Origin of the sequence: Streptomyces sp. SDT5-1 (assembly GCF_052245995.1) — a bacterium.
Lineage (GTDB): Bacteria > Actinomycetota > Actinomycetes > Streptomycetales > Streptomycetaceae > Streptomyces.
Map to the genome: position 1 here is coordinate 1,226,896 of NZ_CM125963.1, position 26,512 is coordinate 1,253,407.

At 72.6% G+C, this 26,512-nt stretch carries 24 protein-coding genes; 13 read left to right on the plus strand and 11 right to left on the minus strand.

Annotated elements, in window-relative coordinates:
* Nucleotides 1-6 precede the first annotated feature (6 nt).
* The 7 genes from ACTWJ8_RS05815 to ACTWJ8_RS05845 all read left to right on the plus strand — a co-directional run bounded on the left by ACTWJ8_RS05815 (nucleotide 7) and on the right by ACTWJ8_RS05845 (nucleotide 9,043).
* Nucleotides 7-546: a GNAT family N-acetyltransferase gene (locus tag ACTWJ8_RS05815; protein WP_443263172.1), complete on the plus strand. Its 540-nt coding sequence runs from the start codon at nucleotides 7-9 to the stop codon at nucleotides 544-546.
* A 117-nt stretch (nucleotides 547-663) separates the two neighbouring features.
* Nucleotides 664-1,947 carry an ABC transporter substrate-binding protein gene (locus ACTWJ8_RS05820; RefSeq protein ID WP_443263173.1) on the plus strand — a complete coding sequence of 428 codons (1,284 nt, stop codon included), beginning with the start codon at nucleotides 664-666 and terminating at the stop codon, nucleotides 1,945-1,947.
* A gap of 35 nt (nucleotides 1,948-1,982) precedes the next feature.
* Complete coding sequence (locus tag ACTWJ8_RS05825) at nucleotides 1,983-2,915, plus strand: carbohydrate ABC transporter permease (RefSeq protein ID WP_356381271.1); 933 nt, start codon at nucleotides 1,983-1,985, stop codon at nucleotides 2,913-2,915.
* Nucleotides 2,916-2,943: 28 nt separating this feature from the next.
* A complete protein-coding gene (locus ACTWJ8_RS05830) occupies nucleotides 2,944-3,786 on the plus strand; it encodes a carbohydrate ABC transporter permease (RefSeq protein WP_443263174.1) in 843 nt (280 codons plus the stop codon).
* Nucleotides 3,783-4,805 (plus strand): LacI family DNA-binding transcriptional regulator, encoded by a 1,023-nt coding sequence (locus tag ACTWJ8_RS05835; RefSeq protein WP_356381281.1) that lies wholly within the window; start codon nucleotides 3,783-3,785, stop codon nucleotides 4,803-4,805. The genes ACTWJ8_RS05830 and ACTWJ8_RS05835 overlap by 4 nt, the downstream gene beginning before the upstream one ends.
* A 53-nt stretch (nucleotides 4,806-4,858) precedes the next feature.
* Complete coding sequence (locus ACTWJ8_RS05840) at nucleotides 4,859-6,787, plus strand: cellulase family glycosylhydrolase (RefSeq protein WP_443263175.1); 1,929 nt, start codon at nucleotides 4,859-4,861, stop codon at nucleotides 6,785-6,787.
* 3 nt (nucleotides 6,788-6,790) lie between these two features.
* Nucleotides 6,791-9,043 carry a glycoside hydrolase family 3 N-terminal domain-containing protein gene (locus ACTWJ8_RS05845; RefSeq protein ID WP_443263176.1) on the plus strand — a complete coding sequence of 751 codons (2,253 nt, stop codon included), beginning with the start codon at nucleotides 6,791-6,793 and terminating at the stop codon, nucleotides 9,041-9,043.
* Here the strand turns inward: ACTWJ8_RS05845 and ACTWJ8_RS05850 are convergent.
* The gene (locus tag ACTWJ8_RS05850) at nucleotides 9,040-10,434 is read right to left on the minus strand and encodes a 3-hydroxybutyrate oligomer hydrolase family protein (RefSeq protein WP_443263177.1); all 1,395 of its coding nucleotides are present in this window, start codon (nucleotides 10,432-10,434) and stop codon (nucleotides 9,040-9,042) included. The genes ACTWJ8_RS05845 and ACTWJ8_RS05850 overlap by 4 nt on opposite strands.
* Nucleotides 10,435-10,622: 188 nt before the next feature.
* Between ACTWJ8_RS05850 and ACTWJ8_RS05855 the strand changes: the two genes are divergently transcribed.
* Nucleotides 10,623-11,495, plus strand: a complete 873-nt coding sequence (locus ACTWJ8_RS05855) for a hypothetical protein (protein WP_443263178.1) — start codon at nucleotides 10,623-10,625, stop codon at nucleotides 11,493-11,495.
* 24 nt (nucleotides 11,496-11,519) lie between these two features.
* Here ACTWJ8_RS05855 and ACTWJ8_RS05860 read toward each other — a convergent pair whose 3' ends face one another.
* Complete coding sequence (locus ACTWJ8_RS05860) at nucleotides 11,520-12,338, minus strand: alpha/beta fold hydrolase (protein WP_443263179.1); 819 nt, start codon at nucleotides 12,336-12,338, stop codon at nucleotides 11,520-11,522.
* A 73-nt stretch (nucleotides 12,339-12,411) separates the two neighbouring features.
* Nucleotides 12,412-13,083: a DUF4097 family beta strand repeat-containing protein gene (locus ACTWJ8_RS05865; protein WP_443263180.1), complete on the minus strand. Its 672-nt coding sequence runs from the start codon at nucleotides 13,081-13,083 to the stop codon at nucleotides 12,412-12,414.
* A 246-nt stretch (nucleotides 13,084-13,329) separates the two neighbouring features.
* Between ACTWJ8_RS05865 and ACTWJ8_RS05870 the strand changes: the two genes are divergently transcribed.
* Nucleotides 13,330-14,067, plus strand: coding sequence for a helix-turn-helix domain-containing protein (locus ACTWJ8_RS05870; protein ID WP_443263181.1), 738 nt, complete (start codon nucleotides 13,330-13,332; stop codon nucleotides 14,065-14,067).
* 34 nt (nucleotides 14,068-14,101) lie between these two features.
* Entirely contained in the window at nucleotides 14,102-15,067 is a 966-nt protein-coding gene (locus ACTWJ8_RS05875; protein ID WP_443263182.1) for an ornithine cyclodeaminase family protein, read from the plus strand.
* Here ACTWJ8_RS05875 and ACTWJ8_RS05880 read toward each other — a convergent pair.
* Nucleotides 15,057-16,112, minus strand: coding sequence for an aldo/keto reductase (locus ACTWJ8_RS05880; RefSeq protein ID WP_443264819.1), 1,056 nt, complete (start codon nucleotides 16,110-16,112; stop codon nucleotides 15,057-15,059). The two genes, ACTWJ8_RS05875 and ACTWJ8_RS05880, sit on opposite strands and share 11 nt — an antisense overlap.
* A 160-nt stretch (nucleotides 16,113-16,272) precedes the next feature.
* Between ACTWJ8_RS05880 and ACTWJ8_RS05885 the strand changes: the two genes are divergently transcribed.
* Genes ACTWJ8_RS05885 through ACTWJ8_RS05895 form a run of 3 tightly spaced genes read left to right on the plus strand, consistent with a single transcriptional unit; the run spans nucleotide 16,273 to nucleotide 18,897 of the window.
* Nucleotides 16,273-17,118 (plus strand): helix-turn-helix domain-containing protein, encoded by an 846-nt coding sequence (locus tag ACTWJ8_RS05885; RefSeq protein WP_443263183.1) that lies wholly within the window; start codon nucleotides 16,273-16,275, stop codon nucleotides 17,116-17,118.
* 42 nt (nucleotides 17,119-17,160) lie between these two features.
* Nucleotides 17,161-18,114: a threonine/serine dehydratase gene (locus tag ACTWJ8_RS05890; RefSeq protein WP_356381311.1), complete on the plus strand. Its 954-nt coding sequence runs from the start codon at nucleotides 17,161-17,163 to the stop codon at nucleotides 18,112-18,114.
* A gap of 48 nt (nucleotides 18,115-18,162) precedes the next feature.
* Nucleotides 18,163-18,897: a class I SAM-dependent methyltransferase gene (locus ACTWJ8_RS05895; RefSeq protein WP_356381314.1), complete on the plus strand. Its 735-nt coding sequence runs from the start codon at nucleotides 18,163-18,165 to the stop codon at nucleotides 18,895-18,897.
* A 9-nt stretch (nucleotides 18,898-18,906) separates the two neighbouring features.
* On the opposite strand, the gene ACTWJ8_RS05900 is transcribed toward ACTWJ8_RS05895, so the two are convergent.
* Genes ACTWJ8_RS05900 through ACTWJ8_RS05930 form a run of 7 tightly spaced genes read right to left on the minus strand, consistent with a single transcriptional unit; the run spans nucleotide 18,907 to nucleotide 26,422 of the window.
* Nucleotides 18,907-19,701, minus strand: coding sequence for an SDR family NAD(P)-dependent oxidoreductase (locus tag ACTWJ8_RS05900; protein ID WP_443263184.1), 795 nt, complete (start codon nucleotides 19,699-19,701; stop codon nucleotides 18,907-18,909).
* 4 nt (nucleotides 19,702-19,705) lie between these two features.
* Nucleotides 19,706-21,178: an aldehyde dehydrogenase family protein gene (locus tag ACTWJ8_RS05905; RefSeq protein ID WP_443263185.1), complete on the minus strand. Its 1,473-nt coding sequence runs from the start codon at nucleotides 21,176-21,178 to the stop codon at nucleotides 19,706-19,708.
* Nucleotides 21,175-22,032, minus strand: coding sequence for an ATP-binding cassette domain-containing protein (locus ACTWJ8_RS05910; RefSeq protein ID WP_356381323.1), 858 nt, complete (start codon nucleotides 22,030-22,032; stop codon nucleotides 21,175-21,177). Before ACTWJ8_RS05910 ends, ACTWJ8_RS05905 begins: the two co-directional genes overlap by 4 nt.
* Nucleotides 22,025-23,071 carry an ABC transporter ATP-binding protein gene (locus ACTWJ8_RS05915; RefSeq protein ID WP_443263186.1) on the minus strand — a complete coding sequence of 349 codons (1,047 nt, stop codon included), beginning with the start codon at nucleotides 23,069-23,071 and terminating at the stop codon, nucleotides 22,025-22,027. The genes ACTWJ8_RS05910 and ACTWJ8_RS05915 overlap by 8 nt, the downstream gene beginning before the upstream one ends.
* Nucleotides 23,068-23,934, minus strand: coding sequence for an ABC transporter permease (locus ACTWJ8_RS05920; RefSeq protein ID WP_443263187.1), 867 nt, complete (start codon nucleotides 23,932-23,934; stop codon nucleotides 23,068-23,070). The genes ACTWJ8_RS05915 and ACTWJ8_RS05920 overlap by 4 nt, the downstream gene beginning before the upstream one ends.
* Nucleotides 23,934-24,881, minus strand: a complete 948-nt coding sequence (locus tag ACTWJ8_RS05925) for an ABC transporter permease (protein ID WP_356381331.1) — start codon at nucleotides 24,879-24,881, stop codon at nucleotides 23,934-23,936. Before ACTWJ8_RS05925 ends, ACTWJ8_RS05920 begins: the two co-directional genes overlap by 1 nt.
* A complete protein-coding gene (locus tag ACTWJ8_RS05930) occupies nucleotides 24,878-26,422 on the minus strand; it encodes an ABC transporter substrate-binding protein (RefSeq protein WP_443263188.1) in 1,545 nt (514 codons plus the stop codon). Before ACTWJ8_RS05930 ends, ACTWJ8_RS05925 begins: the two co-directional genes overlap by 4 nt.
* Nucleotides 26,423-26,512 lie beyond the last annotated feature (90 nt).

Here is a 26,512-nt window from a genome sequence, read left to right on the forward strand (position 1 = left end):
GCGCCGATGGACGCACTGGAGCTCGCCGTCCGGCCGCCGGACCCGATCAGGACGGAGCGGCTCGTACTCCGGGGCTCCGAGGCCCGCGACCGCGAGGCGTTCCTCGAACTTCTCGCCTCGTCGCAGGCGCACACCTACCTCGGCGGGCCCCGGCCGCACGATGCGCTCGAGCGCGAGCTGCCCGCGGTGCCCGAGCGATGGCCCGGGAGCTTCGTCGTCGAACTCGACGGGGCGATGATCGGACAGATCCTGCTCCGGAGGTCGCCCGCACACCATCGCCCGGCCGCGGCGGGCAGGCTCGACCTCGGCTATCTGTTCCTGCCGCGGGCCTGGGGGTCGGGGTACGCGTCCGAAGCGTGCGCGGCGGCGCTCGACTGGGTCACCGACGCGTTCCCTGGCGAACCGGTGCTCCTCACCACCCAGACCGCCAACACCCGCTCGATGCGGCTCGCGGCAAGACTGGGCTTCACCGAGGTCGAGCGGTTCGAGGCCTGGGACGCCGAGCAATGGCTCGGCATGCGGCCTCCGGTCGCGCCAACCCTCTGAGCCGCCCTCGTAACACCTCGTCCGCCCCGAGGGGTTGACCCCGTTCCGCTTCCTGCTTACGGTGCTCGCACCCCACAGGTATATCGATATACCTCATGCGACAGGAGGCCTCCCGCCTTGCGCTCCCCGATGAATCGACGTGGCTTCATGGCTCTGGGTGCGGGTCTTGCGGCAGTGCCCGCGCTCAGCGCGTGCGGCCCGTTCTCGGGCTACGGCTCGGACCCGGACACCCTGGTGATCCACAGCCAGATGGGCGGGAACGCCCCGGGCTCCCCCACGTTCCGCGCGGTCGTGAACCAGTTCCGCAAGGAGAATCCGGACCTCACCGTCAAGAACCTGATCAACGGCGACGACCTGGGGCAGGTCTACGAGACCTCGCGGCTCGCGCGGGCCGAGGCCGATGTCGTGATGGTCAACCTCTACGACAAGACGCTGTCGTGGACCGAGGTCGGGGCCACCGTGCCGGTCGGCGAGTACCTCGACGACTGGGGGCTGCGCGAGCGCGTCATCCCGAAGGCCGTCACCGAGTGGACCGACACCAAAGGGCGGCTGCGCGCCTTCCCGTACATCGGGACGAACTGGCCGATCGCCTTCAACCACGCCCTCCTGGAGCGGGCCGGGGTCGAGACCCCGCCGAGCACCTCGGACGAACTCGTCGCCGCCGCCAAGAAGTTGCGCGGCAAGGGCATCACCCCGTTCACGGTGGGCGGCAACGACTGGACGGGGCAGAAGCTGCTCGCCCAGGTCATCCAGACGTTCCTGACCCCCGCGGAGGCCCAACACCTGTTCCGCGAAGGCGACTTCAGCGGATCGCGGGGAGCGCAGGAGGGCATCGCGTACTTCGTCGACCTGCGGAACGCAGGGGTGTTCGCCGACAAGGCGCAGGGGCTGACGTCGGACGCGATGACGACGCAGTTCAACACCGCGCACGCGGCCATGCAGTCGGCGATGTCATCGGCCCTCGCCAGCGTTCCCGACAACGTTGTCAAGACCACCTCCGTGGGCGGTTTCCCGCTCCCCGACGGCGCGGTCCAGAAGAAGCCGACGATCCTGCGCACGTACACCGTCTCCGGCTTCTGGATCAGCCCGAACGGCGTGCAGAAGATCGAGACGGTGGAGCGCTTCATCCGCTTCATGTACCGGCCGGAGGTCGTGGACCGGTTCGTCACCGAGGGCGGCCGGGACATGTCGGTGCTCACCGACGCGCTCAGCACGGACTTCCCGCTGGTGGCGAAGGCGCAGGAACTCGGCGACGACGTCAGCCAGGTGGTGCTGCCCGACCAGTACATCCCGGCCGCCGCCGCGCAGCCGCTCATCCAGGCCACGTCGACGGCCTTCACCCCCGGGACCTCCGCGCGCGCCGTCCGCGCCGCGCTGGAGTCCGCGTACCGGTCCGCCTGAGCCCGCCGAACGCCGAGAACGGAAAGCCGCCAACGATGACCATCACGACGCCCCGGCCCGCCGTCGGCGCGGGCCGCGCCCCCTCCTCCGAGAAGACCCGCGCGAGCCGAAGGCGCCAGGGCAGCACGATCCTGGCGCTGCCCGCGCTCGCCTGGTACCTGCTGTTCATGGTCGGCCCGATGGTCGCGATCTTCGTGATCGCGGCGCTGCACTGGCCCGGCATGCTCCAGCCGGTGTCCTTCGCGGGCCTCGACAACTTCCGCACGGTCTTCGACGATCCGGCGTTCTGGGCGGCCGTGCGCAACACCGCGGTCCAGCTCGTCATCGCGCTGCCGGTGATGATCACCTGCGCGTACATGATCGGCTACTACGTCGCGCAGCGGCCGCCGGGCCATCGCGTCATCCGGTATCTGCTGTTCGTGCCCGGCCTGATCTCGACGCCGGCGAAGGCGATGGTGTTCTACGCCGCGCTCTCCCCCGACGGCCTGCTGAACGGCGCCCTGTCGGGGCTCGGCCTCGGCTCGCTCACCGACGCGTGGCTGGCGAGCCCGTCGACCGCCCTGTACTGCCTGATCGCGCTGGACGTGTGGGCGGGCATCGGCTTCACGGCCGTGCTGTTCGCGGCGCGCCTGTCCAGCGTCCCCGAGGACCTCGGCGAGGCCGCGCAGCTCGACGGGGCGGGACACTGGCGGACGATGTGGCGGATCCACTTCCCGGTCGTGCGCGACTACGTGGGCGTGGTGACGATGCTTCAGCTGCTGTGGACGCTGTTCGGCTCGGCGCAGCACGTGCTGCTGCTCACCCAGGGCGGCCCCGGCACCTCGTCGACGACGCTGTCCTTCCTCGTGTACCAGAAGGCGTTCATCGAGGCGGACCTCGGCTACAGCCAGGCCGTCGGCGTGATCCTCTTCCTGTCGGGGCTCGTGGGCCTGCTGGCCGTCCGCCGTGTCTTCCGTCCCAGCCACTGAGCCCTGAGCCGATCGGAGCTGTTTCCCCATGAGCAAGAGTCATGCGAAGTTCGGCCGGTCGTGGTGGCCCGCGCACATCCTGGTGTGGCTGTACGCGGTGGTGCTCGCGGTGCCGCTCTACTACTTCGTCGTCTCCGCCTTCAAGTCCAACGACGCGATCTTCGGCAGTCCGCTGGCGCCGCCGACGTCGTTCGGGTTCGACAACTTCACCACGGCGTTCCGCACCGCGGGCCTGGGCACCGCGGTGTTCAACTCCGCGCTCGTGACGGTGTTCTCGCTGGTCCTGACGCTCGGCCTGGCCATCCCCGCGGCATTCGCGCTGGCCAGGGCCGAGGGGCGTCTCGCGTCGGCGATCGAGAAGGTGTTCTCGCTCGGGTTCCTCATCCCGACGTTCGCCGCGCTGTTCCCGACGTTCCTGCTCGCGGCCGCCGCGGGCCTGTTCCACACCCGTACGTTCATGGTGCTGCTGCTCCCCGCGACCGCGCTGCCGCTGTCGGTGGTGATCCTCGTGCAGTTCATGCGGACGATCCCGAAGGAGATGGAGGAGGCGGCGCGGATGGACGGCGCCTCGACGTTCGCGGTGCTGCGGCACATCTACACGCCGATGTGTCTGCCCGGCATCGCGACCGTGCTGCTCCTGAACTTCCTGACGTTCTGGAACGAGTACCTGTACTCCCTCGTCCTCATCGGCCCCGACCCCGACCTGCGCACCATCCAGGTCGCCCTGCCCACCCTGAAGTCGGTGACGGGCACCGACTACGGTGTGCTGACGGCGGGCACGGTGCTCACCCTCGTCCCGGTGTGGATCGTGTACACGGTGTTGCAGAAGCGGATGCAGACGGCCCTGGTCAGTGGCGCGGTGAAGATGTGAGTACCCGTACGTCGGGCAGGCGGCCCACCATCAAGGACGTGGCGGCGGAGGCCGGTGTCTCCCCCGCGGCGGTGTCGAAGGTGTTCAACGGCACCGGCAGGATCTCGGAGCCGACGCGGCGGCGTGTGCAGGACGCGGCGGCCCGCCTCGGCTGGTCGCCGAACGCGGCGGCGAGCGCCCTGCGCCGCTCGCGCAGCCACACGATCGCCCTCGTGGTGCGCCGCCCCAGCGATGTCCTGGGCACGGACCCGCACTTCAGCGAGCTCATCAACGGTCTGGAGAGCGAGCTGGCGCCGCGCGGCTACGGCCTGCTGCTCCACCTCGTCACGGACGTCGCCGAGGAGGGCCGCCTCTACGAGCGGCTCGCCGCCGAGGGCCGGGTGGACGGTGCGGTGCTCACCGAGAGCCGCATCGACGACCCGCGCCCCGCTCGACTGCGCCGTCTGGGCCTGCCGTTCGTGCTGCTCGGCGGCCCGGACGGCGTGATGCTCAGCCACCAGGAGAACGGTGTCACGGAGGCCGTGGAGCATCTGCTCGCGCTCGGCCACCGCCGGATCGGCTACGTGTCCGGGCCTCCGGAGCTGGTCCACTCCCGGTTCCGGCAGGGCGTCCTGACCGACGTCCTGGCCCGCTCCGGTCTCGAGCCGGCCGCCGTGATCCCCACGGACTTCAGCGCCGAGGCCGCGATCGCCGCGACGGAACGGCTCCTGGCTCTCACGCCCCGGCCCACCGCGATCGTCTACGCGAACGACTCGATGGCCATGTGCGGCATCGGCGCCGCCCAGCGCGCCGGGCTCACGGTCCCCGGCGACCTGTCCGTCGTCGGCTACGACGACCTGCCGCTCGGCCGCTGGCTGCACCCCCGGCTCAGCACCGTCGACCAGCGGGTGACCGTGGTCGGCGCGGCGGCGGCCCGCGTGCTGCTCACGCAGGTCGGCGAGGAGGACGTGCCCGCGCCCGACCTCACGGAGCGCCCCCGGCTCGTCGTCCGCGAATCGACGGGACCGGCGGCCTCGTAGCCCTCAACTCCCCTTTACTTCAGCACCTTTTCGGCACCTTCGTCTGGAGCACCATGCGTCGCCACAGCGCCCAGCTGTCCCACCACCCGTCCGTCCTGCCCTGGCTCGGCGCCAACTACTGGTCCCGCACGGGCGGCCCGCTGATGTGGCGGAACTACGACCCGGTCGTCGTCCGCGAGGAGCTGCGCACGCTCCGCGACCACGGTCTGAACATGACCCGCTCGTTCTTCTATTGGCCCGACTTCCACCCCGAGCCGCACCGGATCGACGAGGAACTGTGCGCGCGCTTCCGGGACTTCCTCGACGCGCACGAGGAGCTCGGCATGGGCTCGGTGCCGACGTTCATCGTCGGCCACATGTCGGGCGAGAACTGGGACCCGGCCTGGCGCGGCGGTCGCGACCTCTACGAGGACGTGTGGATGGTCGGCCGTCAGGCGTGGTTCGCGAGTGAGATGACGCGGCGGTTCAAGGACCACCCGGCGGTGACGGGGTGGCTGATCACCAACGAGATGCCGGGCTACGGCCGCGTCTACCAGGTCGACCCGCCGTCCTCGGACGTGGTGACGGCCTGGGCGCAGTTCATGTGTCAGGCCGTGGTGGCGGCGGGCGCGACGCAGCCGGTGTCGCTCGGCGACGGCGCGTGGGGCATCGAGGTCACCGGCAAGGACAACGGTTTCTCGCTGCGCGACACCGACCCGTACGTCGACTTCGTCGGCCCGCACGTGTACCGCTCGGACACGGACCGGCCGCGCCAGCACTACCGGGCCGCGTTCGAGTGCGAGCTGGCGGCGGTCACCGGGAAGCCGGTGGTCCTGGAGGAGTTCGGCCTGTCGACGGACACGGTGTCCGCGCGCAACGCGGGCGTGTACTACCGGCAGACGCTGCACAATTCGCTGTTGGGCGGCGCCACCGGCTGGATGGCGTGGAACAACACGGACTACGACGAGCTGTGGGAGCAGTCGCCGTACGACCACCACCCGTTCGAGATGCACTTCGGCATCACCGACAGCAAGGGCCGTCCGAAGGAGCCGCTGCGCGAACTGGCCGCGTTCGCGGAGGTGTTGAAGGAGGTCGACTTCCCGCGCTGCCGCCGCACGGACGCGGGCGCGGCGCTGGTGGTGCCGGCGTTCCTGGAGAAGGGCTACCCGTACAGCCGGCCCGCCGACCGGCCGCTGATCTTCACCTCGCTCCAGCAGGCGTACGTCGCCGCGCGCGGCGCCGACCTCCCCGTGGGCTTCGCGCGCGAGGCCGACGGGCTGCCGGAGCCCGGTGACGTACAGCTGTATCTGCTGCCGTCCACACGGCAGTTGACGACGCGCACCCGCCGGGATCTCGAGTCGCGGGCGCGGGAGGGCTCGACGGTGTATCTGTCGTTCTGCTCGGGCGAGCACCCGGGGACCCGCGGGCCGTGGTTCCACGACCTGGACGGCCTGTTCGGGGTGGAGCTGCAGCTGTCGTACGGGGTGGCGGAGCCGATCGAGGACGAGGTCCTGGAGATGACGTTCACCGAGGACTTCGGCGGTGTGCGGGCCGGGGAGACGCTGCGCTTCCCCGTCGCGGGCAACGAGGACAGCCGGGCGTGGCTGCCGGTCGTCCCCGACGGCGCGCGGGTCGTGGCGAAGGACGCGCACGGCCGTCCGGCGCTGCTTGTGCACGAGATCGGCGCGGGGCGGACCATCCTCGCGACGTACCCGCTGGAGCACATGGCGGCGCGCACGGCGCGCGTGAACCCGGAGGAGACGCACCGGCTGTACGCGGCGCTCGCCGAGGTCGCGGGGGCGGCGCGCCCGGTGACGGTGGACACGCCGCTGGTCAGCGCGGACACCCTCGTGCACGAGGACGGGCGACGGTTCCTGTGGCTGGTCAGCCAGGCCGAGGAGGAGATGACCGTGCGCCCCTCCGACCACCTGGGCAAGCCTCTGAACGAGGTGACGCTCGCCCCGTACGGGGTGCGGGTCGTCGAACTGGGCGCGGAGGCCTGACCCATGGAGCTCTACAAGGACGCCGCCGCGCCGGTCGCCGACCGGGTCCGCGATCTGCTCGGCCGGATGACGCTCGTCGAGAAGGTCGGCCAGGTCAACCAGCGTATGTACGGCTGGAACGCGTACGAGCGGACCGAGCAGGGGCACCGGCTCACCGACGCGTTCCGCGACGAGGTGACACGCTTCGGCGGGATGGGCGCGCTGTACGGGCTCCAGCGGGCCGACCCGTGGTCCGGTGTCACCTTCGCCGACGGCATCACGGCGGCGGACGGGGCACGGGTCTCCGACATGGTGCAGCGGCACGTCGTGGAGGAGTCGCGGCTCGGCATCCCGGTGCTGATGGTGGAGGAGGTGCCGCACGGCCATCAAGCGCTCGACGGCACGGTCCTTCCGGTGAACCTGGCGGTCGGCGCGACCTGGGACCCGGAGCTGTACCGGGAGGCGGCGGCAGCGGCGGCGGCCGAGCTGCGGGCGCGTGGCGGACATGTGGCCCTGGTGTCGGCGCTCGACCTGGTGCGCGATCCGCGCTGGGGTCGCAGCGAGGAGTGCTTCGGCGAGGACCCGTACCTCGCGTCGCGGCTCACCGAGGCGCTGGTGTCCGGGATGCAGGGCACGGGCGACACGTACGGGCCCGGGAACGCGGCCGTCGTCCTCAAGCACTTTGCCGGGCAGGGCAGTTCGGTGGGCGGACGGAACAGTGCCGCCACCGAGATCGGCGCCCGCGAACTGCACGAGATCCACCTCCCCGCCGCCCTCGCGGGGGTGCGGGCGGGCGCGGCCGGGCTGATGGCCGCGTACAACGAGTTCGACGGCCTGCCGTGCGCGGCCTCCCGCGAGCTTCTGACCGCGCTGCTGCGGGAGCGGTGGGGCTTCGACGGTCTCGTGATGGCGGACGGCTGCGCGCTCGACCGTCTCGTGCGGCTGACCGGCGACCGTCCTTCGGCGGCGGCGCTCGCGCTGTCCGCGGGCACGGACCTCAGCCTGTGGGACGAGGTGTTCCCGGAGCTGGGGACGGCGGTCGAGCGGGGCCTCGTCCCGGTCGAGGCGCTGGACGCGGCGGTGTCCCGTGTGCTCGCCCTGAAGTTCCGCCTCGGCCTGTTCGAGCACCCGTACGCGGGCGATGCGACCCAACAGCCCTCGGCCACGCGGGAGTTGAGCGCAAGAATCGCCCGCGCCTCGGTGACACTGCTGCACAACGACGCGGCACTGCTCCCCCTCTCCCCCGCCGCGCGCATCGCGGTCGTCGGCCCCAACGCCGACTCGATCCCGCAGCAGATCGGCGACTACACGGCGCCGCAGCGGGCAGGCAGTGGTGTCTCGGTGCTCGCCGGGCTCCGGGAGGCCGGTGCGGAGGTGTCGTACGCGCGGGGCTGCGATCTCGTCGGCGACGACACGTCGGGGATCGCGGAGGCCGTGGAGCTCGCCGCGGCGGCCGATGTCGCGGTGCTGGTGCTCGGTGGTTCCAGCGCGCGGGAGCACGACACCGTCTTCGACGCCAACGGCGCCGCGATCGTCGCGACCGGCAACCCCACCGAGATGACATGCGGCGAGGGCGTCGACCTCGCGGACGTGCGGCTCGGTGCCGGGCAGCGGGCGCTGGTCGACGCGGTGACGGCCACCGGGACGCCCTGTGTGGCGGTGCTGGTGCAGGGGCGCCCGCATGCCGTGCCCGAACTCGCCGAGAAGGCAGGGGCGTTGGTGAGCGCCTGGTATCCGGGGCCTTGGGGTGGCCGGGCGGTCGCCGATGTGCTGCTCGGCGCGTGCGAGCCGGCCGGACGGCTTCCGGTGTCGGTGCCGCGCTCGTCCGGCCAGCTGCCCGTCTTCTACAACAGCAAGGACCACGGCTACGGGGGTTACGTCGACGAGCCGGTGGCACCCCTCTACCCCTTCGGTCACGGCCTGTCGTACACCACGACGGAGTTCGGCGCGCCGCGTGTCGCCGACGGGGTGTGCGAGGTCGAGGTCGTCAACACGGGGCGCAGGCCGGTCCGCGAGACCGTGCAGCTGTACGTGCGCCGGGTCGGCGGCGCGACGTCCTGGCCGCGCGTCCGTGAGCTGCGCGGGTTCCGGCGGATCGACCTCGCGCCGGGCGAGCGGGCCACGGTCGCCTTCCCGCTCGACGACGCCGTCCTCACGTCGGTGACCCGGTCCCTGGACCTGGCGGTGGAACCGGGCACGTACGCGATCGAGACGGGGCGTTCGTCGGCGGACACCCGGTCGACGACGCTGACCGTCGGGCCTCCTGCCGTCCGCTAGCCGAGCGGGCAGGAGGCGCGCAGTTCGGCCGGGGTCGCGTCGGCCGGGCGCGGGATCGTGCGGCTCGCGGGTGGGCGGTTCTTGCCGTCGAGCCACCGTTCCATGGCGGAGAAGGCGGAGCGGTGGCACGGCACCATGGGGCGGAGCTTGTCGGGGAAGGCGTCGACGAGGGAGTCGACGTGCGTGCCGTCCTCGACGCGGTAGTAGCGCAGCAGGCCGCCGCGTCCGGCGTCGCGCACCATGGCCGCGTACACGTCGGAGTCCTCGCTGATGGGGAGCAGCACGTCGAGGGTGCCCTGGAGGGTGATCAGGGGTTTGCCGATGCGTCCGGTGAGGGCGATGCGGTCGACGGCGCGGTGCACGGATGCGGGCCGGGCGGCGTAGTCGTAGTCGGCGTCGCAGGACGGGGTGCCGGGCGCGCAGTAGGGGGTGCCTGCCTCGGTCGGGCCGTCGAAGTCCGGGTCCATCTCCTCGCGGTAGATGCGCTGGGTGAGGTCCCAGTAGACCTGGTGGTGGTAGGGCCACAGGAATTCGGAGCCCGCGGGGAAGCCGGCCTTGTGCAGGGCGCGGCGCGCGTCCTCGGCTCCGGGTCCTCCGGCGGCGTACGTGGGGTAGTGGCGCAGTGCGGGCGGCAGATGGGTGAGCAGATGGGGCCCTTGGGTGCGCCAGAGGGTGCCTTCCCAGTCGACGCCGCCGTCGTACAGCTCGGGGTGGTTCTCCAGTTGCCAGCGGACGAGGTAGCCGCCGTTGGAGAGGCCGGTGGCGAGGGTGCGGGCGGGCGGCCGGTGGTAGCGCTGGGCGACGACCTTCTTGGCGGCGCGGGTGAGTTGAGTGACGCGGTCGTTCCACTCGGCGATGGCGTCGCCCGGCCGGTCGCCGTCGCGGTAGAAGGTGAGGCCGGTGTTGCCCTTGTCGGTGGCGGCGTAGGCGTAGCCGCGGGCGAGGACCCAGTCGGCGATGGCGCGGTCGTTGGCGTACTGCTCGCGGTTGGCGGGGGTGCCGGTGACGACGAGTCCGCCGTTCCAGCGGTCGGGGAGCCGGATGACGAACTGGGCGTCGTGGTTCCAGCCGTGGTTGGTGTTGGTGGTCGAGGTGTCGGGGAAGTAGCCGTCGATCTGGATGCCGGGGACGCCGGTCGGGGTGGCCAGGCCCTTCGGGGTGAGTCCGTTGTAGTCGGCGGGGTCGGTGTGTCCGGTGCGGGCGGTGCCCGCGGTCGTCAACTCGTCCAGACAGTCGGCCTGTTGGCGTTCCGCTCCGGGTACGTGGATGCGGGCGCGGCCCGCGCAGTGCCCGGCGTCGTCCGGCGCGGCGGACACGGGCGTGACGGTGAGCGCGCACGCCCCGGCGAGGGAGAGCGCGGCGAGTGCGGTGCGTCTGGGGCGCGGGGGCATCGGTTTCCTCCGGTTCGCGGTCGGCCGTGCCGGCACGGTAGGCCCCGCTCGCGGTGCCGCCCCACGTGTGCGAACCCCAGTGTCGGCAGCCCGGGCATGGCGTGCGGCACCATGCGCGGCGGAACGCGTGGGGGCTCCGACACGTCACAGGGGTGGTGGGACCGGGTGCTTGCCGTCCAGGAGGTCACATGCGCGCGAGGGCAGTCCGCCGGGTCGGGCTCGCGGTGATCGTCGTCGGCACGGTCGGCTGCGGCGGCGGGAAGGTGGCGGGAGACGGGGGCGGCGGAGCCGGTGCGCTCGGCGAGCGGGCCCGGCGGGTGGCCGAAGCCTGGGACGGGTCGAAGGCCGCCGCCGTCTGGCGGGCGGGGTACCACCCTGTCGGGGAGGAGACCCGGCTGCCGCGCGGTGGGCTGCGGGACGAGGATCAACAGGCCTACGAGCGGCGGAACCTGACGGCCCGTGGGGCGCTGCCGGACGGCGGCCCGGAGGACGGCGAGGTGGCGTGGGCCGCAGGTGGTTCCGGCGCGCGTCCGGTGGTGAGTGCGCGGGAGGCGTACGAGGCACTGGCCGGGCCGCGCGCGGCGGGCACGCCACGGCTCGTGGTGGAGGAGGTGGCCGCCGGGCGGATGCGGATCGACACCACGCGCGGGCCCGCCTCGGTTCCCGCATGGGTGTTCACGCTCGACGGCTACGCGTCGCCGCTCGTGCGGGCCGCCGTCGAACCGTCGCCGACGCCGCGCTCCCCCATCGGGCCCGCCCACGACCTGCCGGGGCGCCGCCTGGACCGACTGCTCGACATCGCCGACGACGGGCGGTCGGTGACGGTGGTCGCCGTGCACGGCGTGTGCGACGACGGGCCGCGGGTGCGGGCGCGGGAGACCCGCGGCAGCGTCGTGCTCACCACCTCCGTGGTGGACCGCGAGGGCGAACAGACCTGTACCGCGCAAGGGAAGCTGGAGCGTGTCGTGGTGAAGTTGCGGGCGCCGCTCGGTGACCGCGTGCTGCTCGACGCGGTCAGCGGCGGGCCCGTGCCGTACCGCGGCCCCGTCCCCGGGTGGTGACGGGGGACGGGGCCGCGGTGCGGGTCACTTCTGCTGCTCGTCCAGGGCCGCCACCACCTCGACGGCGTCCGCGACGGCGCGGTGGTCCTTCTTCAGGATCGCGCCGTGATTGCTGGCGACCTTGGCGTGGATCTCGATGTGGGCGTTGCGGGCCGTGACATCGGCGAGGGCGGCGCGGATGACCTCCTGTTCGTCGCCGCGGCTGCCGAAGGACGTGCCGGAGGCCAGGACGTAGCGGGTGGGCACGGTGACGGCGTCGAGCACCGGGCCGAGCGCGTCCGCGCCGCCGAGCCGGCCGAGCTCGATGTTGCTCTCGGCCATCTGCGCGGCGGACATGCGCGGCAGCAGTCCGGTCGGGCGGATCAGCGGGGCGATCCATCCGATGCGGCGGAACATGGTCCTGATCCGCGCCTCCATCGCCTCGTCCAGCCAGTCGTAGGGCTGCGCGCCGTCGACGAGGACCGCGCCGATGGTGCGCTCCGGGTTGCGGTTCGCCCAGTGGGCGCCGATGTACGCGCCGTAGGACCAGCCGACGACGATCGCGCGGTCGACCCCGCGGGCGTCGAGGACGGCGGTGACGTCCCGGACGGCGGCCTCGAAGGAGTAGTCGGCCGAGCGGCCCGACTTTCTTCCGCGGGCCCGCTCGTCGTAGGTGATGTGTCGCCATCCGGGCCCCAGGTCGTCGAGGACGCGGCGCCAGTAGCCCTGGGTCGCGAACTGGCCGTTGAGGTAGACGACCGGGGTGCCGGGGCCGCCGGTGTCGGTGACGGCGAGTGCGGTGTCGTCGACGGGGACCATGCCGGTCCACGCGGTGGCGGTGGTGGGTGCGCTGCGGTCGGTCATGGTGTCCCTTTCGGTGCGGCGGGCCGGGTGGCCCGCCTTCGGCCGTGTGTGTGGTGGCGGGTGTGGAGGTGTGTCAGAGGCTGCGGGCCGTGATGTCGCCCTGGTCGGTGCTCGCGTGGATGGTGAGGCCGGCCGCGGCGCCTTCGGTGTTGAGCAGCGTGTTGTGGATCCGGCCGTGGCCCGTGCCCGCGTCGAGGGTGGCGGAGACTCCCTGGGCGGCGTCGACGGTGATGTCGCCCATCCGCGTGCGGAGTTCGAGCGCGCCGGCGGTGGCCTCGGTGACGCGGATGTCGCCCTTCTGCACCGAGATGTCGGCGGGGCCCGTGAGCCGGCCGACGGTGACATCACCGGCGTGGGAGGCGAGCCGCAGGCCCGCGGCCTCGTCGATCTTGACGGTGCCGTGCGCGGTCTCGCAGACGACCTCGCCGAGCCGTCCCACACCGCGGAACTCGACGGCTTCGGAGACGGCCTCGACGCGGGAACCCGCGGGGAGTTGGACGGTGATCTCGACGGACCCGGAGGCGCCGACGAGCTGGTTCTTCCCGGTCGGCGCGTCGACCCGCAGGACACCGTCGGCGAACGTGACGGCGGTCTGCTCGGCGGCCCGCTCGTCGCGGCTCTTCGAGGGGTCGGCGGGGCGGACGTCCACGGTGGTGTCGGCGCGGTCGGCGGCGATGACCTGGACGCGTCCGGCGGGCAGGCGCAGGACGGCGGAGACGGCGGCGGGGGTGTCGAACTTCTGCATCGTGGGCTCCTTGACTCGGCGGTGTCGTGCTGTTTCCGATGAAGGAAAAGCTACGTTGCGTTTCTTGATCCATCAACGCACTTGTTGCACTTCGGCCCTCAACTCCCAGGCCAGAGCTGCTATTTCGTTGCAACGAGACTGGAGCTAACGCAACAGAAGGCGGCATTCCGTTGCAATGGCCTGACGCTGAACGCTACGCTGAGCCTCAGACCCGACCGCCCGACCAACAGACGAGGAGCGTGCGCGATGCCGGGAGGCCGCCTCACCCAGCAGGAACGCCAGCAGATCGCGGTCGGCCTCGCCGACGGCCTCGCGTACGCCGAGATCGCCCGCCGCATCGAACGCCCCACGTCGACCGTCACCCGCGAGGTGATGCGCAACGGCGGACCCACCTCATACCGCGCGGAGATCGCGCACCGCGCCACCGAACGCCGCGCGCACCGCCGCAAGCAGCCGGCCGCTCCGCAGGGACCCGCGCGCACGACGGGGCGCGACGACGAGGCGGTGCGCGCGTACGAGGAGACGTTCACGACGCTGCTCATGCAGCAGGGCCTGCCGAAGATGACGGCGCGCATCCTGACCTGCCTGTTCACCAGCGACTCCGGCAGCCTCACCGCAGCCGACCTGGTGCGCCGCCTGGACGTCAGCCCGGCGTCCGTGTCCAAGTCGGTCACGTTCCTGGAGGAGCAGGGCCTGCTCCGCAGGCAGCGGGACGCCGGGCGCCGCGAGCGCTATCTGGTGGACGACGACGTCTGGTACCAGTCGACGATCGCGAGCGCCCGCGGCACCGCACAGGTCGCCGAGGTGGCCCGGCAGGGCGTGAGCGTCCTCGGCCGCGAATCGCCCGCCGCCGCACGCCTGGAGAACATCGCCCGGTTCAGCGAGTTCATGAGCGAGAGCATCCTGCGCGCCGCCGATCAGGTGCGCGACATCCTGCATACGCGGCCGGAGACGGGCGAGGAGGACGGACCGGAGGTACGGTGACCGACCGTTCCCGCCCACCCGAACAGGAGCCCAGGTGCAGAACGCGCAGCCCCAGCGGATCGAGTACATCGGCGCCGACGAGCTGACGGAGCTGCTGCCGCCGCGCGCCGCCGTCGCCGCGCTCCGTGAGGCGCTGACCGGAGGCCTCGACCCGGCCGACGCGGGCCCGCCCCGCTCGATCCTGCACCTGCCGGACGAGCAGGGCCAGTTGCTGGCGATGCCGTCGGCGTCCGCGTTCGGCGTCGGTGTGAAGGCGATCTCGGCGGTGCCCGGCAACGCCGACCGCGGCCTCCCCCGCATCCAGGGCGTCCACCTCGTCTTCCGACCCCCGTCGTACGCCCCCGCGGCCGTCGTCGACGGGGCGGCACTGACCACGCTGCGCACGCCCGCGGTGTCGGTGGCGGCGGTGCTTCCGCTGCTGACCCGGCCGGGGCGGCGGTGGCACGTGGTGGTGTTCGGTGCGGGGCCGCAGGGCGCGGGACACGTAAGGACGCTGCGCGACGTCGGCGCCGAACTCGCCGATGTCACCTACGTCGTACGCGACCCGTCCCGCGTCGATCCCGCCCTCGTAGGGGACGACCGCGTGGTGTCCGCGCGGGGCGCCGATACATGGCTGCGGCGCGCGGACCTCGTGGTGTGCGCGACGCCCTCCCCCGCCCCGCTCTTCGACTCGGCGCTGCTCGGCGACGACGCGCTCGTCCTGGCCGTCGGCTCGCACGCCCCCGACGCCCGCGAGGTGGACTCGGCGCTGACCGCCCGCGCCCAGGTGATCGTGGAGGACCGGGACACGGCGCTGCGGGAGTGCGGGGACGTCGTGATCCCGGTGGCGGAGGGCGTGCTGTCGGCCGGGGCGCTGCTGCCCATGGCCGATGTCGTACGGGACCCGTCCCTGTACGCCGCCGACCGGCCCGTGCTGTTCAAGGGGTCGGGCATGGCCTGGCAGGACGCCGTGGTGGCGGACGCGGCGGTGCGGGCGTCCGCCGGGCGGGTCACCGCCTGACGTCGAAGGCGAGGTCTCCCCGGGTCACCGCGCGCATGTGCTCACCGGCGAGCATGTCGTGCGGGTAGCCGAGTGCGACGGCGCTCGCCTCGTCGAGGCGGGCCAGGTGGTCGGCACCGAGGTCGACGCCCAGGGCCCCGAGGTTGTCCTCCAGCTGCTCGGGGGTGCGGGCGCCGATGACGGGCGCGGTGACGCCCGGCGCGTGCAGGGTCCAGGCGAGGGCGATCTGCGCCGGGGTGCGGCCGAGCTCCGCGGCGACCTCGCGTACGGCGTCCGCGACGGCCAGGCGGCGTTCGTCGAGGGCGCCGACCGCGAGGTTGAAGCTCTTGCGGCTGCCGTCGGCAGCGGCGGGCGCGAGGTCGTCGCGAACGTACTTGCCGGTGAGCACGCCGCCGCCGAGCGGCGAGTACGGGACGACGCCGAGGCCCAGCTCGCGGGCCATGGGGATCAGGTCGCGCTCCCCGTCCCGCTGGACGAGGCTGTACTCGATCTGCAGCGCGACCAGCGGCGACCAGCCGCGCAGCTCGGCGACGGTCTGCATCCGCGCCACCCGCCAGGCCGGGGTGTTGCAGATCGCGACGTAGAGGACCTTGCCCTGCCGCACCAGGTCGTCCAGGCCGCGCAGGATCTCGTCGACCGGTGTGGTGTCGTCCCACACGTGCAGGTAGAGCACGTCGATGCGGTCCGTGCCGAGGCGGCGCAGGCTCTCCTCGACCGACGCGAACAGGTTCTTGCGGTGGGCGCCGCCGGAGTTCGGGTCGCCGGGGCGGCGCAGCGTCGAGTATTTCGTGGCGAGGACCAGGCGGTCGCGGTCGGTGCGGGCGAACTCGCCGAGCAGCCGCTCGGAGCTGCCGTCGGTGTACGTGTCGGCGGTGTCGAGGAAGTTCCCGCCGCGCTCCACGTACAGGTCGAAGAGCTTGCGCGCCTCGGCCCGTTCGGCACCCCAGCCCCACTCGGTACCGAAGGTGGCGGTGCCGAGGGCGAGCGGGGAGACCCGAAGTCCGGAGCGGCCGAGGAGTCGGTAGGTGTCGAGGGTGAGGGACATGGTGGCGTCCTCCTGGTTCATGTGTGATGCGTGGTGTTCGGACGCGCACCAGCCGTGCGCGTCATCCGTGGACGCACACCAGGCTCGGCCCGTCGCGGGCCGCGCATAAGGGAGGGCCGATCCTGGGAAGGCCGGTACCACCCTCGTTGTTGCACCCACCATGACGACGCACATCGTGGACCCCGCGCAGGAGCTGGCCGCGTTCCTGCGCACCCGGCGCGAGCGGCTCGACCCGGGCGCGCTCGGACTGCCGTCCCGCCCCCGGGCCAGGCGGACCCCCGGCCTGCGCCGCGAGGAGGTCGCCGAGCTGGCCGGGGTCAGCGTCGACTACGTGGTGCGCCTCGAACAGGGCCGCGGCACCCGCCCCTCCGCCGACGTGGTGGAGGCACTGGCCCGCGCGCTGCGCCTGCCGCCCGTCGAGCGCTCCTACCTCTTCGACCTGGCCCGGCAGCGCCCCCGCACCGCCGCCGCACCGTCCGCCGCGGCCCCGGACCCCTCGCTCGCCCGTCTGGTGAGCGACCTGTCGCCGCTGCCCGCGATGCTGATGAACCACCGCTACGACATCCTGGCCTGGAACCACGCCATGGCCGCGCTGCTCCTCGACTTCGACACCCTCCCGCCCGCGCGCCGCAACGCGATGTGGCTGTGCCTGGCGCACCCGGCGATGCGCGGGTTCTACGTAGACCGGGAGCGCGTCGTACGGGAGGGCGTGGCCCATCTGCGGTCCGCGTGGGCGGCGCACCCGGAGGACGCGGCACTGGGCGACCTCATCGGTGAACTCCTGGCCAGTGAAGAGGAGTTCGCGCGGCTGTGGGACGAGCGGGACATCCGGGTCGGCGGTCGCGGCGACAAACAGGTGCGCCATCCCGACGTCGGTGTCGTCACGCTTGGCTTCGAGGTGCTCGCGCCCGTGCAGGACCCGGACCAGCGCCTGCTGGTCTTCCGCGGGGCGGACGAGGAGAGCCGGGCGGCCCTCGACCGGCTGTCCGCACGGACCGTTTCATAGTCTTTGCCGCAGGTACCTCGGGCGACGACAGGAAGGCATGTTGTGATCACTCTGGAAGACGTCGAGTCGGCGGCCCGGCGTGTCGAGGGGCGGGTGCGCCGCACGCCGCTCGTCGAGGTGGCTCCCCGCGAGCTCTCCCCGGAGGCGGGCCGTCTCTGGCTGAAGCTCGAACTGGTTCAGCACACCGGTTCCTTCAAGGCACGCGGCGCCTTCAACCACCTCCTGACCGCCCGCGCCGACGGCCGGCTCACCGACGCGGGTGTCGTCGCCGCGTCCGGGGGCAACGCGGGTCTCGCGTTCGCGTACGCGGCGGCCGAACTCGGCAGCCGTGCCCAGGTGTTCGTGCCCGAGACGGCTCCCGCCGTGAAGGTGGCGCGGCTGCGCGAGCTCGGCGCGGACGTCGTGCAGGTCGGCGTCAAGTACAACGACGCCTACGAGGCGGCGACCAAGCGGGCCGCGGACTCCGGCGCCCTGTTCTGCCACGCCTACGACCAGCCCGCGGTGTGCGCGGGGCAGGGCACCATCGGCCTGGAGCTGTGGGAGCAGACGGCGGGCGCGCTCGACACCGTGCTCGTCGCCGTCGGGGGCGGCGGGCTCATGGCGGGTGTGGCGACCGCGCTCGCGGGCCGGGCGAAGGTCGTCGCCGTCGAGCCGGAGAACGCTCCGACGCTGCACGAGGCGCTCGCCGCGGACCGCCCGGTGACCGTGCCGGTCTCCGGCGTCGCCGCGGACTCGCTGGGCGCGAGCCGGGTCGGTGACATCGCCTTCGAGGCCGCGCGCGGCACGGGTGTCCACTCGGTGCTCGTGAGCGACGAGGACATCGTGCGGGCGCGCCGCGCGGTGTGGGACCGGTACCGGGTCGTCGTCGAGCACGGCACGGCGGCGGCCGCCGCGGCCCTGCTCTCGGGCGCGTACGAGGCCGCGCCGGGCGAGCGCGTCGCCGTGCTGCTGTGCGGGGCGAACACCGATCCGTCGGACCTGGCGGGCCCCGCCTGAGCGGAAACTCGGTGGCCGTCCGCGCCCGTCCTGCCTACGGTCGACCGCATGGCTGACGCATGCTTCGCACATCCCCGGCTGGCCGCGGTGTACGACCCGCTGGACCCGGACCGCAGCGACCTCGACGCCTACCTCGCGATGGCGGCCGAGTTCGGGGCGCGTCAGGTGCTCGACATCGGGTGCGGCACCGGGGTGTTCGCGCTGCTGCTGGCCGGGCGCGGCATCGACGTCGTCGGCGTCGACCCGGCCACCGCCTCCGTCGACGTGGCCGAGTCCAAGCCCGGCGCGGAGCGCGTGCGATGGGTGCGCGGCGACGTCTCGGACCTTCCGCCGCTCCAGGCCGACCTGGCCACGATGACGGGGAACGTCGCGCAGGCCATCGCCGACCCGGCGGCGTGGCAGACCACGCTGCGGGGCGCGTACGAGGCGCTGCGCCCCGGCGGCCGGCTCGTCTTCGAGACCCGCGACCCGGCCCGCCGCGCCTGGGAGCGGTGGACGCCCGAGCACACCCGCGGCGCGGCGGACATCCCCGGCGTGGGGCGGGTCGAGAAGTGGATCGAACTGACCGATGTCACCTGGCCGTTGGTCACCTTCCGGCAGAGCTACGCGTTCGCTTCCGACGGCCGGACCCTCGCATCGGACTCGACGCTGCGCTTCCGCGAGCGCGACGAGGTCGAGGCGGACCTGCGCGCGCACGGTTTCGTGGTGGACGACGTCCGGGAGGCGCCCGACCGGCCGGGCCTGGAGTTCGTGTTCGTGGCGCGTCGCCCGGCCGACCGGTAGCCCGGAGCGTCAGCTCGGTGGGGTGTACCGGCCGTCGATCGCCGTCCAGCCGCCGTCCACGAACAGTTGACTGCCCGTCACGAACGACGAGGCGTCGGAGGCCAGATAGACGACCGCGCCCGCCAGCTCGTCGGGGCGCGACCAGCGGCCGAGCGCGCTCTTGTGCGCGTACGCGTCGGACCACTCGGGGACGGCGCGGATCTGCTCGGTCAGCGGGGTCGACACGACGCCGGGCGCGATGGTGTTCACGCGCACGCCGGACGGGCCGAGTTCGGCCGCCGCCGTCCGGGCCAGCTGGACGAGTCCGGCCTTGGTCGCCGCGTACACGCCCTGGCCCGGCTCGACCGTCACCGAGCGGATCGAGCTGAAGCCGATGATGCTGCCGCGGCCGCGCTCCGCCATGCCGCGCCCGAACGCCCGCACCAGATCGAACGAGGCGCGCAGGTTGAGCTGGACGACCCGGTCGAACTCCTCGGACGTGTAGTCCAGTAGACGCTTGCGGACGTTGGTCGCGGCCGTGAAGACCAGGACGTCGACGGGGCCGAGGTCGTCGGCCGCGCGGGTCACCGCGTCCGGGTCCAGGACGTCCAGGGTGTACGCCGACATGTTCGGGGCGAGCGCGGCCGACTCCTCCGCGGCCTTGGGGTCGCGGTCCGCGCACACCACGTGCGCGCCGTGCGCGGCGAGGGCCAGGGCGCTCTCGCGGCCGATGCCGCCGCCTCCGCCCACGACGACCGCCGTGCGTCCGTCGAGGCGGAACAGGCCCGCGTAGTCGGTGGGTTGGGTCGGGTGCGGCGTCGTCACGGTGTCACCGGTCCTTCTTCGTCGTCGGGCGGATCACGGCCATCCGGGTCACCGTCAGCTCGTCGATGGCGAACCTCGGGCCCTCGCGTCCGGCCCCGGAGTCCTTCACGCCGCCGTACGGCATCGTGTCGGAGCGGAAGCCGGGGACCTCGTTGACGACGACGCCGCCCGCCTCGACGCGCTCCACGGCGGCGAACGCGGTGTCGAGGGACGCGGTGAAGACACTGGCGTGCAGCCCGTACCGCGAGTCGTTGGCGAGGGCGATCGCCGCGTCCATGTCCGGGACCGAGCGCAGACACACCACCGGGCCGAACACCTCCTCGCTCCACACCGGCAGGTCGGTGTCGGGGTCGAGCAGCAGCGTCGGCTCCAGGACACCCTCCGGGGTCCGGCCGCCGCCCGCGGCCACGGCCGCGCCCGCCTTCACCGCCTCCTCCACCCACGCGTGGACGCGGGCGGTCGAGGCGGGGTCGATGAGCGCCGAGACACGTGTCTCCTCGTCGCGCGGGTCGCCCGTCGCGATCCCCGGGACACGTGCCTTGAGCCGTGTCACGAACGCGTCGCGCACCGCCTCCTCCACGATCACCCGCTGCACGCTGATGCAGGCCTGCCCCGACGCGTAGTACCCGCCGCGCGCCACGGCGTCGGCGGCGGCGTCGAGGTCGGCGTCGGCGGCCACCAACAGGGCGGCGTTGGAACCGAGTTCGAGGAGCGTCTTGGTCGGCGCCGCGTCCCGGGCGATGCGGTGGCCGACGGCGGCGGAACCGGTGAAGGACACCGCGCCGATCCTGCGGTCCGTGGTCAGCGTCTCCCCCACGTCGGGCCCGCCGGTGACCAGTTGCACGGCGGCCCGCGGCGCCCCGGCCCCGGCCAGCGCCTCGCGCAGCAGGTGCACGAGCCACAGCGTGGCCAGCGGTGTCTGCGGCGCCGGCTTGGCGATCACCGGGCAGCCCGCGGCGAGCGACGGGGCGATCTTGTGGGCGGCGAGCAGCAGCGGGTAGTTGAACCCGGCGATCCCGACGACGACACCGATCGGCTTGCGGGTCCAGAAGCCGAGCAGCCCCTCCCCTGATGGCAGCAGGTCGAGCGGCACCGTCTCGCCGTGCAGCCGCGCCACCTCCTCGGCGGACGTACGCAGCGTGAGGAGCGTGCGGGCCACCTCCACCCGGCAGTCGACCAGCGGCTTTCCTGTCTCCAGGACGAGGAGCCGTTCGAAGTCGGCGCGGCGCGCGGCGATCGCGTCGTGCGTCTCCTGGAGGGCCGTGCTCCGTACGTGCGAGGGGAGTTCGGCGACGCGGGCGCGGACCGCGACGGCCTCGTCGAGGGCGCGGCGGGCCAGCGCGGTGTCGCCGACCGGCGCGTGGCCGATCACCGACCCGTCGTAGGGGAAGCGCACCTCCTCGGTGGTGGGCGCCGGCAGCCAGGTGTCGCCGACGGGCAGGCCTGCGGGGAACTCTGTCGCCCACTGTGCGTTCACGCGCGGTACTCCTCGTGCTCCTGGGTGAGGTCGGCCGCCGTCACTCCGGCCAGCGCCTTCTCCAGCGTCGGCACGGCGGCGATCAGCCTGCGGGTGTACGGGTGCTGCGGGTCGTCGTAGAGCCGCTCGGTGGGGCCGCTCTCGACGATCTCGCCCGCCCGCATGACGGCGACGTGGTCGCACACGTGCCGTACGACGGACAGGTCGTGGGAGACGAAGACGAGGGTCAGGTCCAGCTCGTCGACGAGGTCCGCGATCAGGTTGAGTACCTGGGCGCGCACCGACACGTCGAGGGCGCTGACCGGTTCGTCCGCGACGAGGATGCCGGGGCGCGGGGCGAGGGCGCGGGCGATGGAGATCCGCTGACGCTGGCCGCCGGAGAACTGGTGCGGGTAGCGGCGGGCGGCCTCCGCGCCGAGGCCGACGGCCTCGAGGAGTTCGGCGACGCGCTCCTTGCGCCCGCCGACGCCCTGCGCGACGAGGGGTTCGGCGATGATGTCACCGACCCGCATACGGGGGTCGAGCGAGCTCATCGGGTCCTGGAAGACGAGCTGCAGGCGTTCGCGGACGAAGCGGAGCCGCCGCTCGCGCAGCCGCGTGATGTCCCGCCCCTCGATCTCGACGGTACCGCTCGTCGGCCGGTCGAGCCCGGCCAGGATGCGCAGCAGCGTCGACTTTCCGCAGCCCGACTCCCCCACGATGCCGAACCGTTGGCCGCGCGGCACGGAGAAGCTGACGCCGCGCAGCGCGTGCACGGGCGGGGCCGGGGTGCGCAGCGAGGTGCGGGGCCGGTGGTAGTCACGGGTGACGTCGGTGACGCGGAGGGCGTCGCCGCCTGTGTGCTGCTCAGCCACGGCGGGCCTCCTGGTGGTCGGTGGTGTCCGCGGCCCGTACGCCGCCGTGGCCGCGGGGCACCGGGTGGAAGCAGGCGTAGCCGGCGTCGGGGCCCGTCCCGGTCCAGGCGGGGCGGGTGGCGCACAGGTCGGTGGCCTTGGCGCACCGGTTGCGGAACACGCACCCTTCGGGGAAGTCCCCGGCCGCGGGCACCGATCCGGCGATGGTGGCGAGCCGGCCGCGGTCGTCGACGGCGGTGAGGTCGGACGCGGCGATCAGGCCCTGCGTGTACCGGTGCCGGGGCCGTGTGAACACCTCGCGCACGGGCCCCGACTCGACGATCCGGCCGCCGTACATCACCATCACGCGCTCGCAGGCGGTGGCGACGACGGCGAGGTCGTGGGTGATGAACAGGAGCGCGGCGCCCCGGTCGGCGACCCCGCGCACGATGAGGTCGAGGACGCGGGCCTGCACGGTGACGTCGAGCGCGGTGGTGGGCTCGTCGCAGACCAGCAGGGCCGGGTCGTTGGCGAGGGCGATGGCGAGGACGACGCGCTGGCGCTGGCCGCCGGAGAACTGGTGCGGGTAGGCGCGCGCCGCGGCCGCCGGGTCCGGCAGGCCGACCTGGTCGAGGAGTTCGACGGCGGCGGCGTGCGCGGAGGCCCGGTCGGGGCGGGCACGGTGCACGAGCAGCACCTCGGCGATCTGCCGGCCGATCCGCATGGTGGGGTTCAGGGCGGTCATGGGTTCCTGGAACACCATGGCCAGGTCGTTGCCGCGGACGCGGGAGAGCCGTTTCTCGTCGGCGCCGATCAGTTCGTGGTCGACGCCCGCGAGCCGTACGGATCCGGTGGCGCGCAGCCCTTCGGGGAGCAGCCCCATGATGCCGAGCGAGGTCAGCGACTTGCCGGAGCCCGACTCGCCGATGAGCCCGACGCGCTCGCCTGCCCGGATGGTGAATCCGACGTCCTTGACGAGCGGCCGGCCGTCGGCGGTGCTCACGTCGAGCCCGTCGACGCGCAGCACGTCGTCCGGCGGTGTGTCCACTGCGGCGGTCATCGGCGGTCCTCCACCTTGGGGTCGAAGCGGTCGCGGAGGCCGTCGCCGAGCAGGTTGAAGCCGAGGACGGCCACGGCGATGGCGAGGCCGGGGAAGACGGCGAGGCGGGGTGCGGTGCCGAGCAGTTCCTGGCTCTCCTGGAGCATCCGGCCCCAGGACGGGGTGGGCGGCGGGGTGCCGAACCCGAGGAAGGAGAGGGCGGCCTCGGCGAGCACGGCGAGGGCGAAGCCCACGGATGCCTGCACGATGATCAGGCTGCTGACGTTGGGCAGCACGTGCCGCAGCGCGATGGCGAACGGTCCGCGTCCGGCGGCGCGCGCGGCCGTCACGTACTCCGTGCTCATCACCTGGAGGGTGCCGCCGCGGATCAGGCGGGCGAAGCTGGGGATGGCGGCGATGCCGATGGCGATCATCGCGACGCCGGTCCCCGCCCCGTACACGGCGGCGAGCATGATGGCGAGGAGCAGGGCGGGGAAGGCGAGGATCAGGTCGTTGCCGCGCATCAGGAACTCGCCGAGGCGGCGCGAGCCCATGCCGGCCAGGATGCCGAGCGGGACGCCGATGAGCGCGGCGACGCCGACCGCCACCAGACCCACGTAGAGCGTCGTCCGGGAGCCGATCATGATCTGGCTGAAGACGTCGCGGCCGAACTTGTCGGTGCCGAACCAGTACTCGGAGGACGGCGCCTGCATGCGCACCGCCGGGTCGACCAGGGTCGGGTCGTGCGGCGTCCACACGAAGGAGAGCAGCGCCGTGGCGAGCACGAGCGCGACGACGGCGCCGCCGACGAGCAGTGAGCCGGGCAGCGGCCTGCGGCGGCGCCGAGCGGGCGCGGCCGGGGCGGAGGTGTTCGCAGCAGCCATCATCCACGCACCCTGAGTCGGGGATCGATCAGCAGATAGGCCAGGTCGACGAGGAAGTTCACGAGCAGCACCGCCGCCGCGACGATCATGACGACGTCCTGGACGACGATGAGGTCCCGGCTCGCGACGCTGTCGAGCAGCAGGCTGCCGAGGCCGGGGATGACGAAGACGCGCTCGATGACGACAGCGCCGACGAGGAGCGTCGCCAGTTGCAGGGCGAGGACGGTGACCACGGGGACGGACGCGTTGCGCAGCCCGTGCCGGACGAGGGCCCGGGCCGGGCGCAGGCCCTTGGCGCGTGCGGTGCGCAGATAGTCCTCGCGGAGCACGTCGAGGACGGAGCTGCGGACGTAGCGGGTGAGGACGGCGGCCTGGACGAGGCCGAGGGAGAGCGCCGGCATGAGGAGCTGTTTGAGGAAGAGCACGGGGTCGTCGTCGGGTGGTGTCCAGCCGTTCGCGGGCAGCCAGCCGAGGCCCACGGCGAACACCGTGATCATGAGGATGCCGGCGAGGAATGCCGGTACGGCGACGCCCACTTGGGACAGCGCGGAGAGCACGAGCCCCGACGGCTTGCGGTGCCGCACCGCCATCAGCGTGCCGAGCGGCACCGCCACGAGGCAGGCGATCGCCATGCCGGTGCCGACGAGCCACAGGGTGACCAGGAGGCGGTCCGCGAGCTGCGGGCCGATCGGCGTGTGTGAGATGTAGGAGTCGCCGAGGTCGAAGGTGACGAGGTCGTGCAGCCAGCCCAGGTACTGGTCGACGAGGGAGCGGTCGAGGCCGAACTGCTCGCGCAGTTGGGCGACGGCCGTGTCGGAGGCGCCGGTGCCGAGGGCGACGCGCGCGGGGTCGCCGGGCAGCACGGCCATGAAAGCGAACACCACGAGGGAGCTCACGAACAGGCTCGCCAGCAGGATCGCGAGCCGCCGCGCGAGACTGACGATCATCGGTTCCCTTCCGTCGATTTCCGGCTCAGGCCGGTGAGGTCCAGGGATTCGGTGACGCTGTTGACCGGAAGGCCGGTGATGTCGGCGTCGGCCACCATCAGGTTCGGCAGCAGGAACAGCCAGTCGGCGGCGGCGTCCTTCGAGAGCATCCGGGCGGCGGCGCGCATCGAGGCGATCTGCTCCTTCTGGCTGCCGGTGTCCGCCTTGGCGAGGAGCGCGCGGAAGTCGGGGTTGTCGTAGCGGGTGTAGTAGTTCTTGTCGCCGAACACGGCGGGCATGTCGCGGGGTTCGACATGGGACATGATCGTCATGTCGTAGTCGGCGTTCTTGAAGACGGTCGACAGCCAGGCCGCGGGGAACTCCAGCTGGCTCAGCTCGACCTTGAAGCCGGCCTGTTCGAGCTGGCTCTTGACGACGGTGCCGCAGGCGGCGGCGTACGGCAGCGTGGGGATGCGCAGCCGCAGGGTGCGCCCGGCCTCACCCGACTCCTTCAGGAGCCTGCGGGCCTTGTCGCGGTCGTACGGGTACAGGTCGGTGAGGTCCTGGTACCAGGGGTCGGTCGGCGGCACCATGCTGCCGATGAGCTTGCCGCGGCCGCCCCAGCAGGTGTCGACGAGGGCCTTGTGGTCGATCGCGTACCGGGCCGCCTGCCGGGCCTTCCTGCTCTTCATCGGCCCCGACCCGTTGTTCATCGAGAGCATCACCTCGCCGTTGGTGGAGCCCTCGATGACGCGGTACTTGGGGTTGTTCTCGAACCGGTAGAGCGAGTCCGGCGACTGCATGGCGCCGATGACGTCGATGGTGCCCGTCAGCAGCGCGTTGTTCATCGCCGTCGGGTCCTTGAAGTACTTGAGCGTGACCGTGTCGAAGTGCGGTGCGCGGCCCCAGTAGCCGGGGCGGCGGACGAGCGTGATCGAGTCGCCGCGGTTCCACTTCTTCAGCTCGTACGGGCCGGTTCCGACGGGGTCCGTGGCCAGCTTGTCGACGCCGGTGCGGCTGAACATGGAGCCGGTGCGGGTCGTCATCCGGTACAGCCAGTCGTTGCTCGGCTTCTTCAGCGTCACCTTCAGCTCGTCGCGTGACACGGCCCGTACGTCGTCCACGACGGCCATCTGGGCCTTGAGCGCCACGGTCCACTTGGGGACGACGCGCTCGATGGAGAACTTGGCGTCCTCGGCGGTGAACGGCGCGCCGTTGCTGAACTTCGCGTCCTTGGTGAGGTGGAAGGTGTAGGTGCGGCGGTCCTTCGACAGCTCCCAGGAGCGGGCGAGGGCGGGCCTGATCCGGCCGTGCTGGTCGAGCTTCACGAGGTTCTCGTAGACGTTGTAGAGCAGCGCCTGCGGGATGGCGGCGCCGTCGGTCTTCGTGAAGTCGAGGTTGGCCGGTTCGGCGGTGAGGCCGATGGCGAGCGCGTCGCCGGGCCCTTCGGGCCGCGAGCCGGCCGCGGTGGAGCCCGCGGAGCAGCCCGCCGCCGCGAGACAGCAGGCCAGCAGCGCGGCGGCGGCCCGGACGACCCGTCCGCGTCGTCGGTCCTTGCTCATGCACGACACCTTCCGCCGTAACTGGCCAGACCAGTAAGCTCACTTGACAGGTACCGTGACGACTGACGCGGTACCTGTCAAGAGGTCGGT

Coding starts and splice junctions, on each gene's coding strand:
- ACTWJ8_RS05815 (WP_443263172.1), top strand. CDS start 7: ATGGACGCACTGGAGCTCGCCGTCCGGCCGCCGGACCCGATCAGGACG.
- ACTWJ8_RS05825 (WP_356381271.1), top strand. CDS start 1,983: ATGACCATCACGACGCCCCGGCCCGCCGTCGGCGCGGGCCGCGCCCCC.
- ACTWJ8_RS05830 (WP_443263174.1), top strand. CDS start 2,944: ATGAGCAAGAGTCATGCGAAGTTCGGCCGGTCGTGGTGGCCCGCGCAC.
- ACTWJ8_RS05840 (WP_443263175.1), top strand. CDS start 4,859: ATGCGTCGCCACAGCGCCCAGCTGTCCCACCACCCGTCCGTCCTGCCC.
- ACTWJ8_RS05845 (WP_443263176.1), top strand. CDS start 6,791: ATGGAGCTCTACAAGGACGCCGCCGCGCCGGTCGCCGACCGGGTCCGC.
- ACTWJ8_RS05850 (WP_443263177.1), bottom strand. CDS start 10,434: ATGCCCCCGCGCCCCAGACGCACCGCACTCGCCGCGCTCTCCCTCGCC.
- ACTWJ8_RS05855 (WP_443263178.1), top strand. CDS start 10,623: ATGCGCGCGAGGGCAGTCCGCCGGGTCGGGCTCGCGGTGATCGTCGTC.
- ACTWJ8_RS05860 (WP_443263179.1), bottom strand. CDS start 12,338: ATGACCGACCGCAGCGCACCCACCACCGCCACCGCGTGGACCGGCATG.
- ACTWJ8_RS05865 (WP_443263180.1), bottom strand. CDS start 13,083: ATGCAGAAGTTCGACACCCCCGCCGCCGTCTCCGCCGTCCTGCGCCTG.
- ACTWJ8_RS05870 (WP_443263181.1), top strand. CDS start 13,330: ATGCCGGGAGGCCGCCTCACCCAGCAGGAACGCCAGCAGATCGCGGTC.
- ACTWJ8_RS05880 (WP_443264819.1), bottom strand. CDS start 16,112: ATGTCCCTCACCCTCGACACCTACCGACTCCTCGGCCGCTCCGGACTT.
- ACTWJ8_RS05885 (WP_443263183.1), top strand. CDS start 16,273: ATGACGACGCACATCGTGGACCCCGCGCAGGAGCTGGCCGCGTTCCTG.
- ACTWJ8_RS05895 (WP_356381314.1), top strand. CDS start 18,163: ATGGCTGACGCATGCTTCGCACATCCCCGGCTGGCCGCGGTGTACGAC.
- ACTWJ8_RS05915 (WP_443263186.1), bottom strand. CDS start 23,071: ATGACCGCCGCAGTGGACACACCGCCGGACGACGTGCTGCGCGTCGAC.
- ACTWJ8_RS05920 (WP_443263187.1), bottom strand. CDS start 23,934: ATGGCTGCTGCGAACACCTCCGCCCCGGCCGCGCCCGCTCGGCGCCGC.
- ACTWJ8_RS05925 (WP_356381331.1), bottom strand. CDS start 24,881: ATGATCGTCAGTCTCGCGCGGCGGCTCGCGATCCTGCTGGCGAGCCTG.
- ACTWJ8_RS05930 (WP_443263188.1), bottom strand. CDS start 26,422: ATGAGCAAGGACCGACGACGCGGACGGGTCGTCCGGGCCGCCGCCGCG.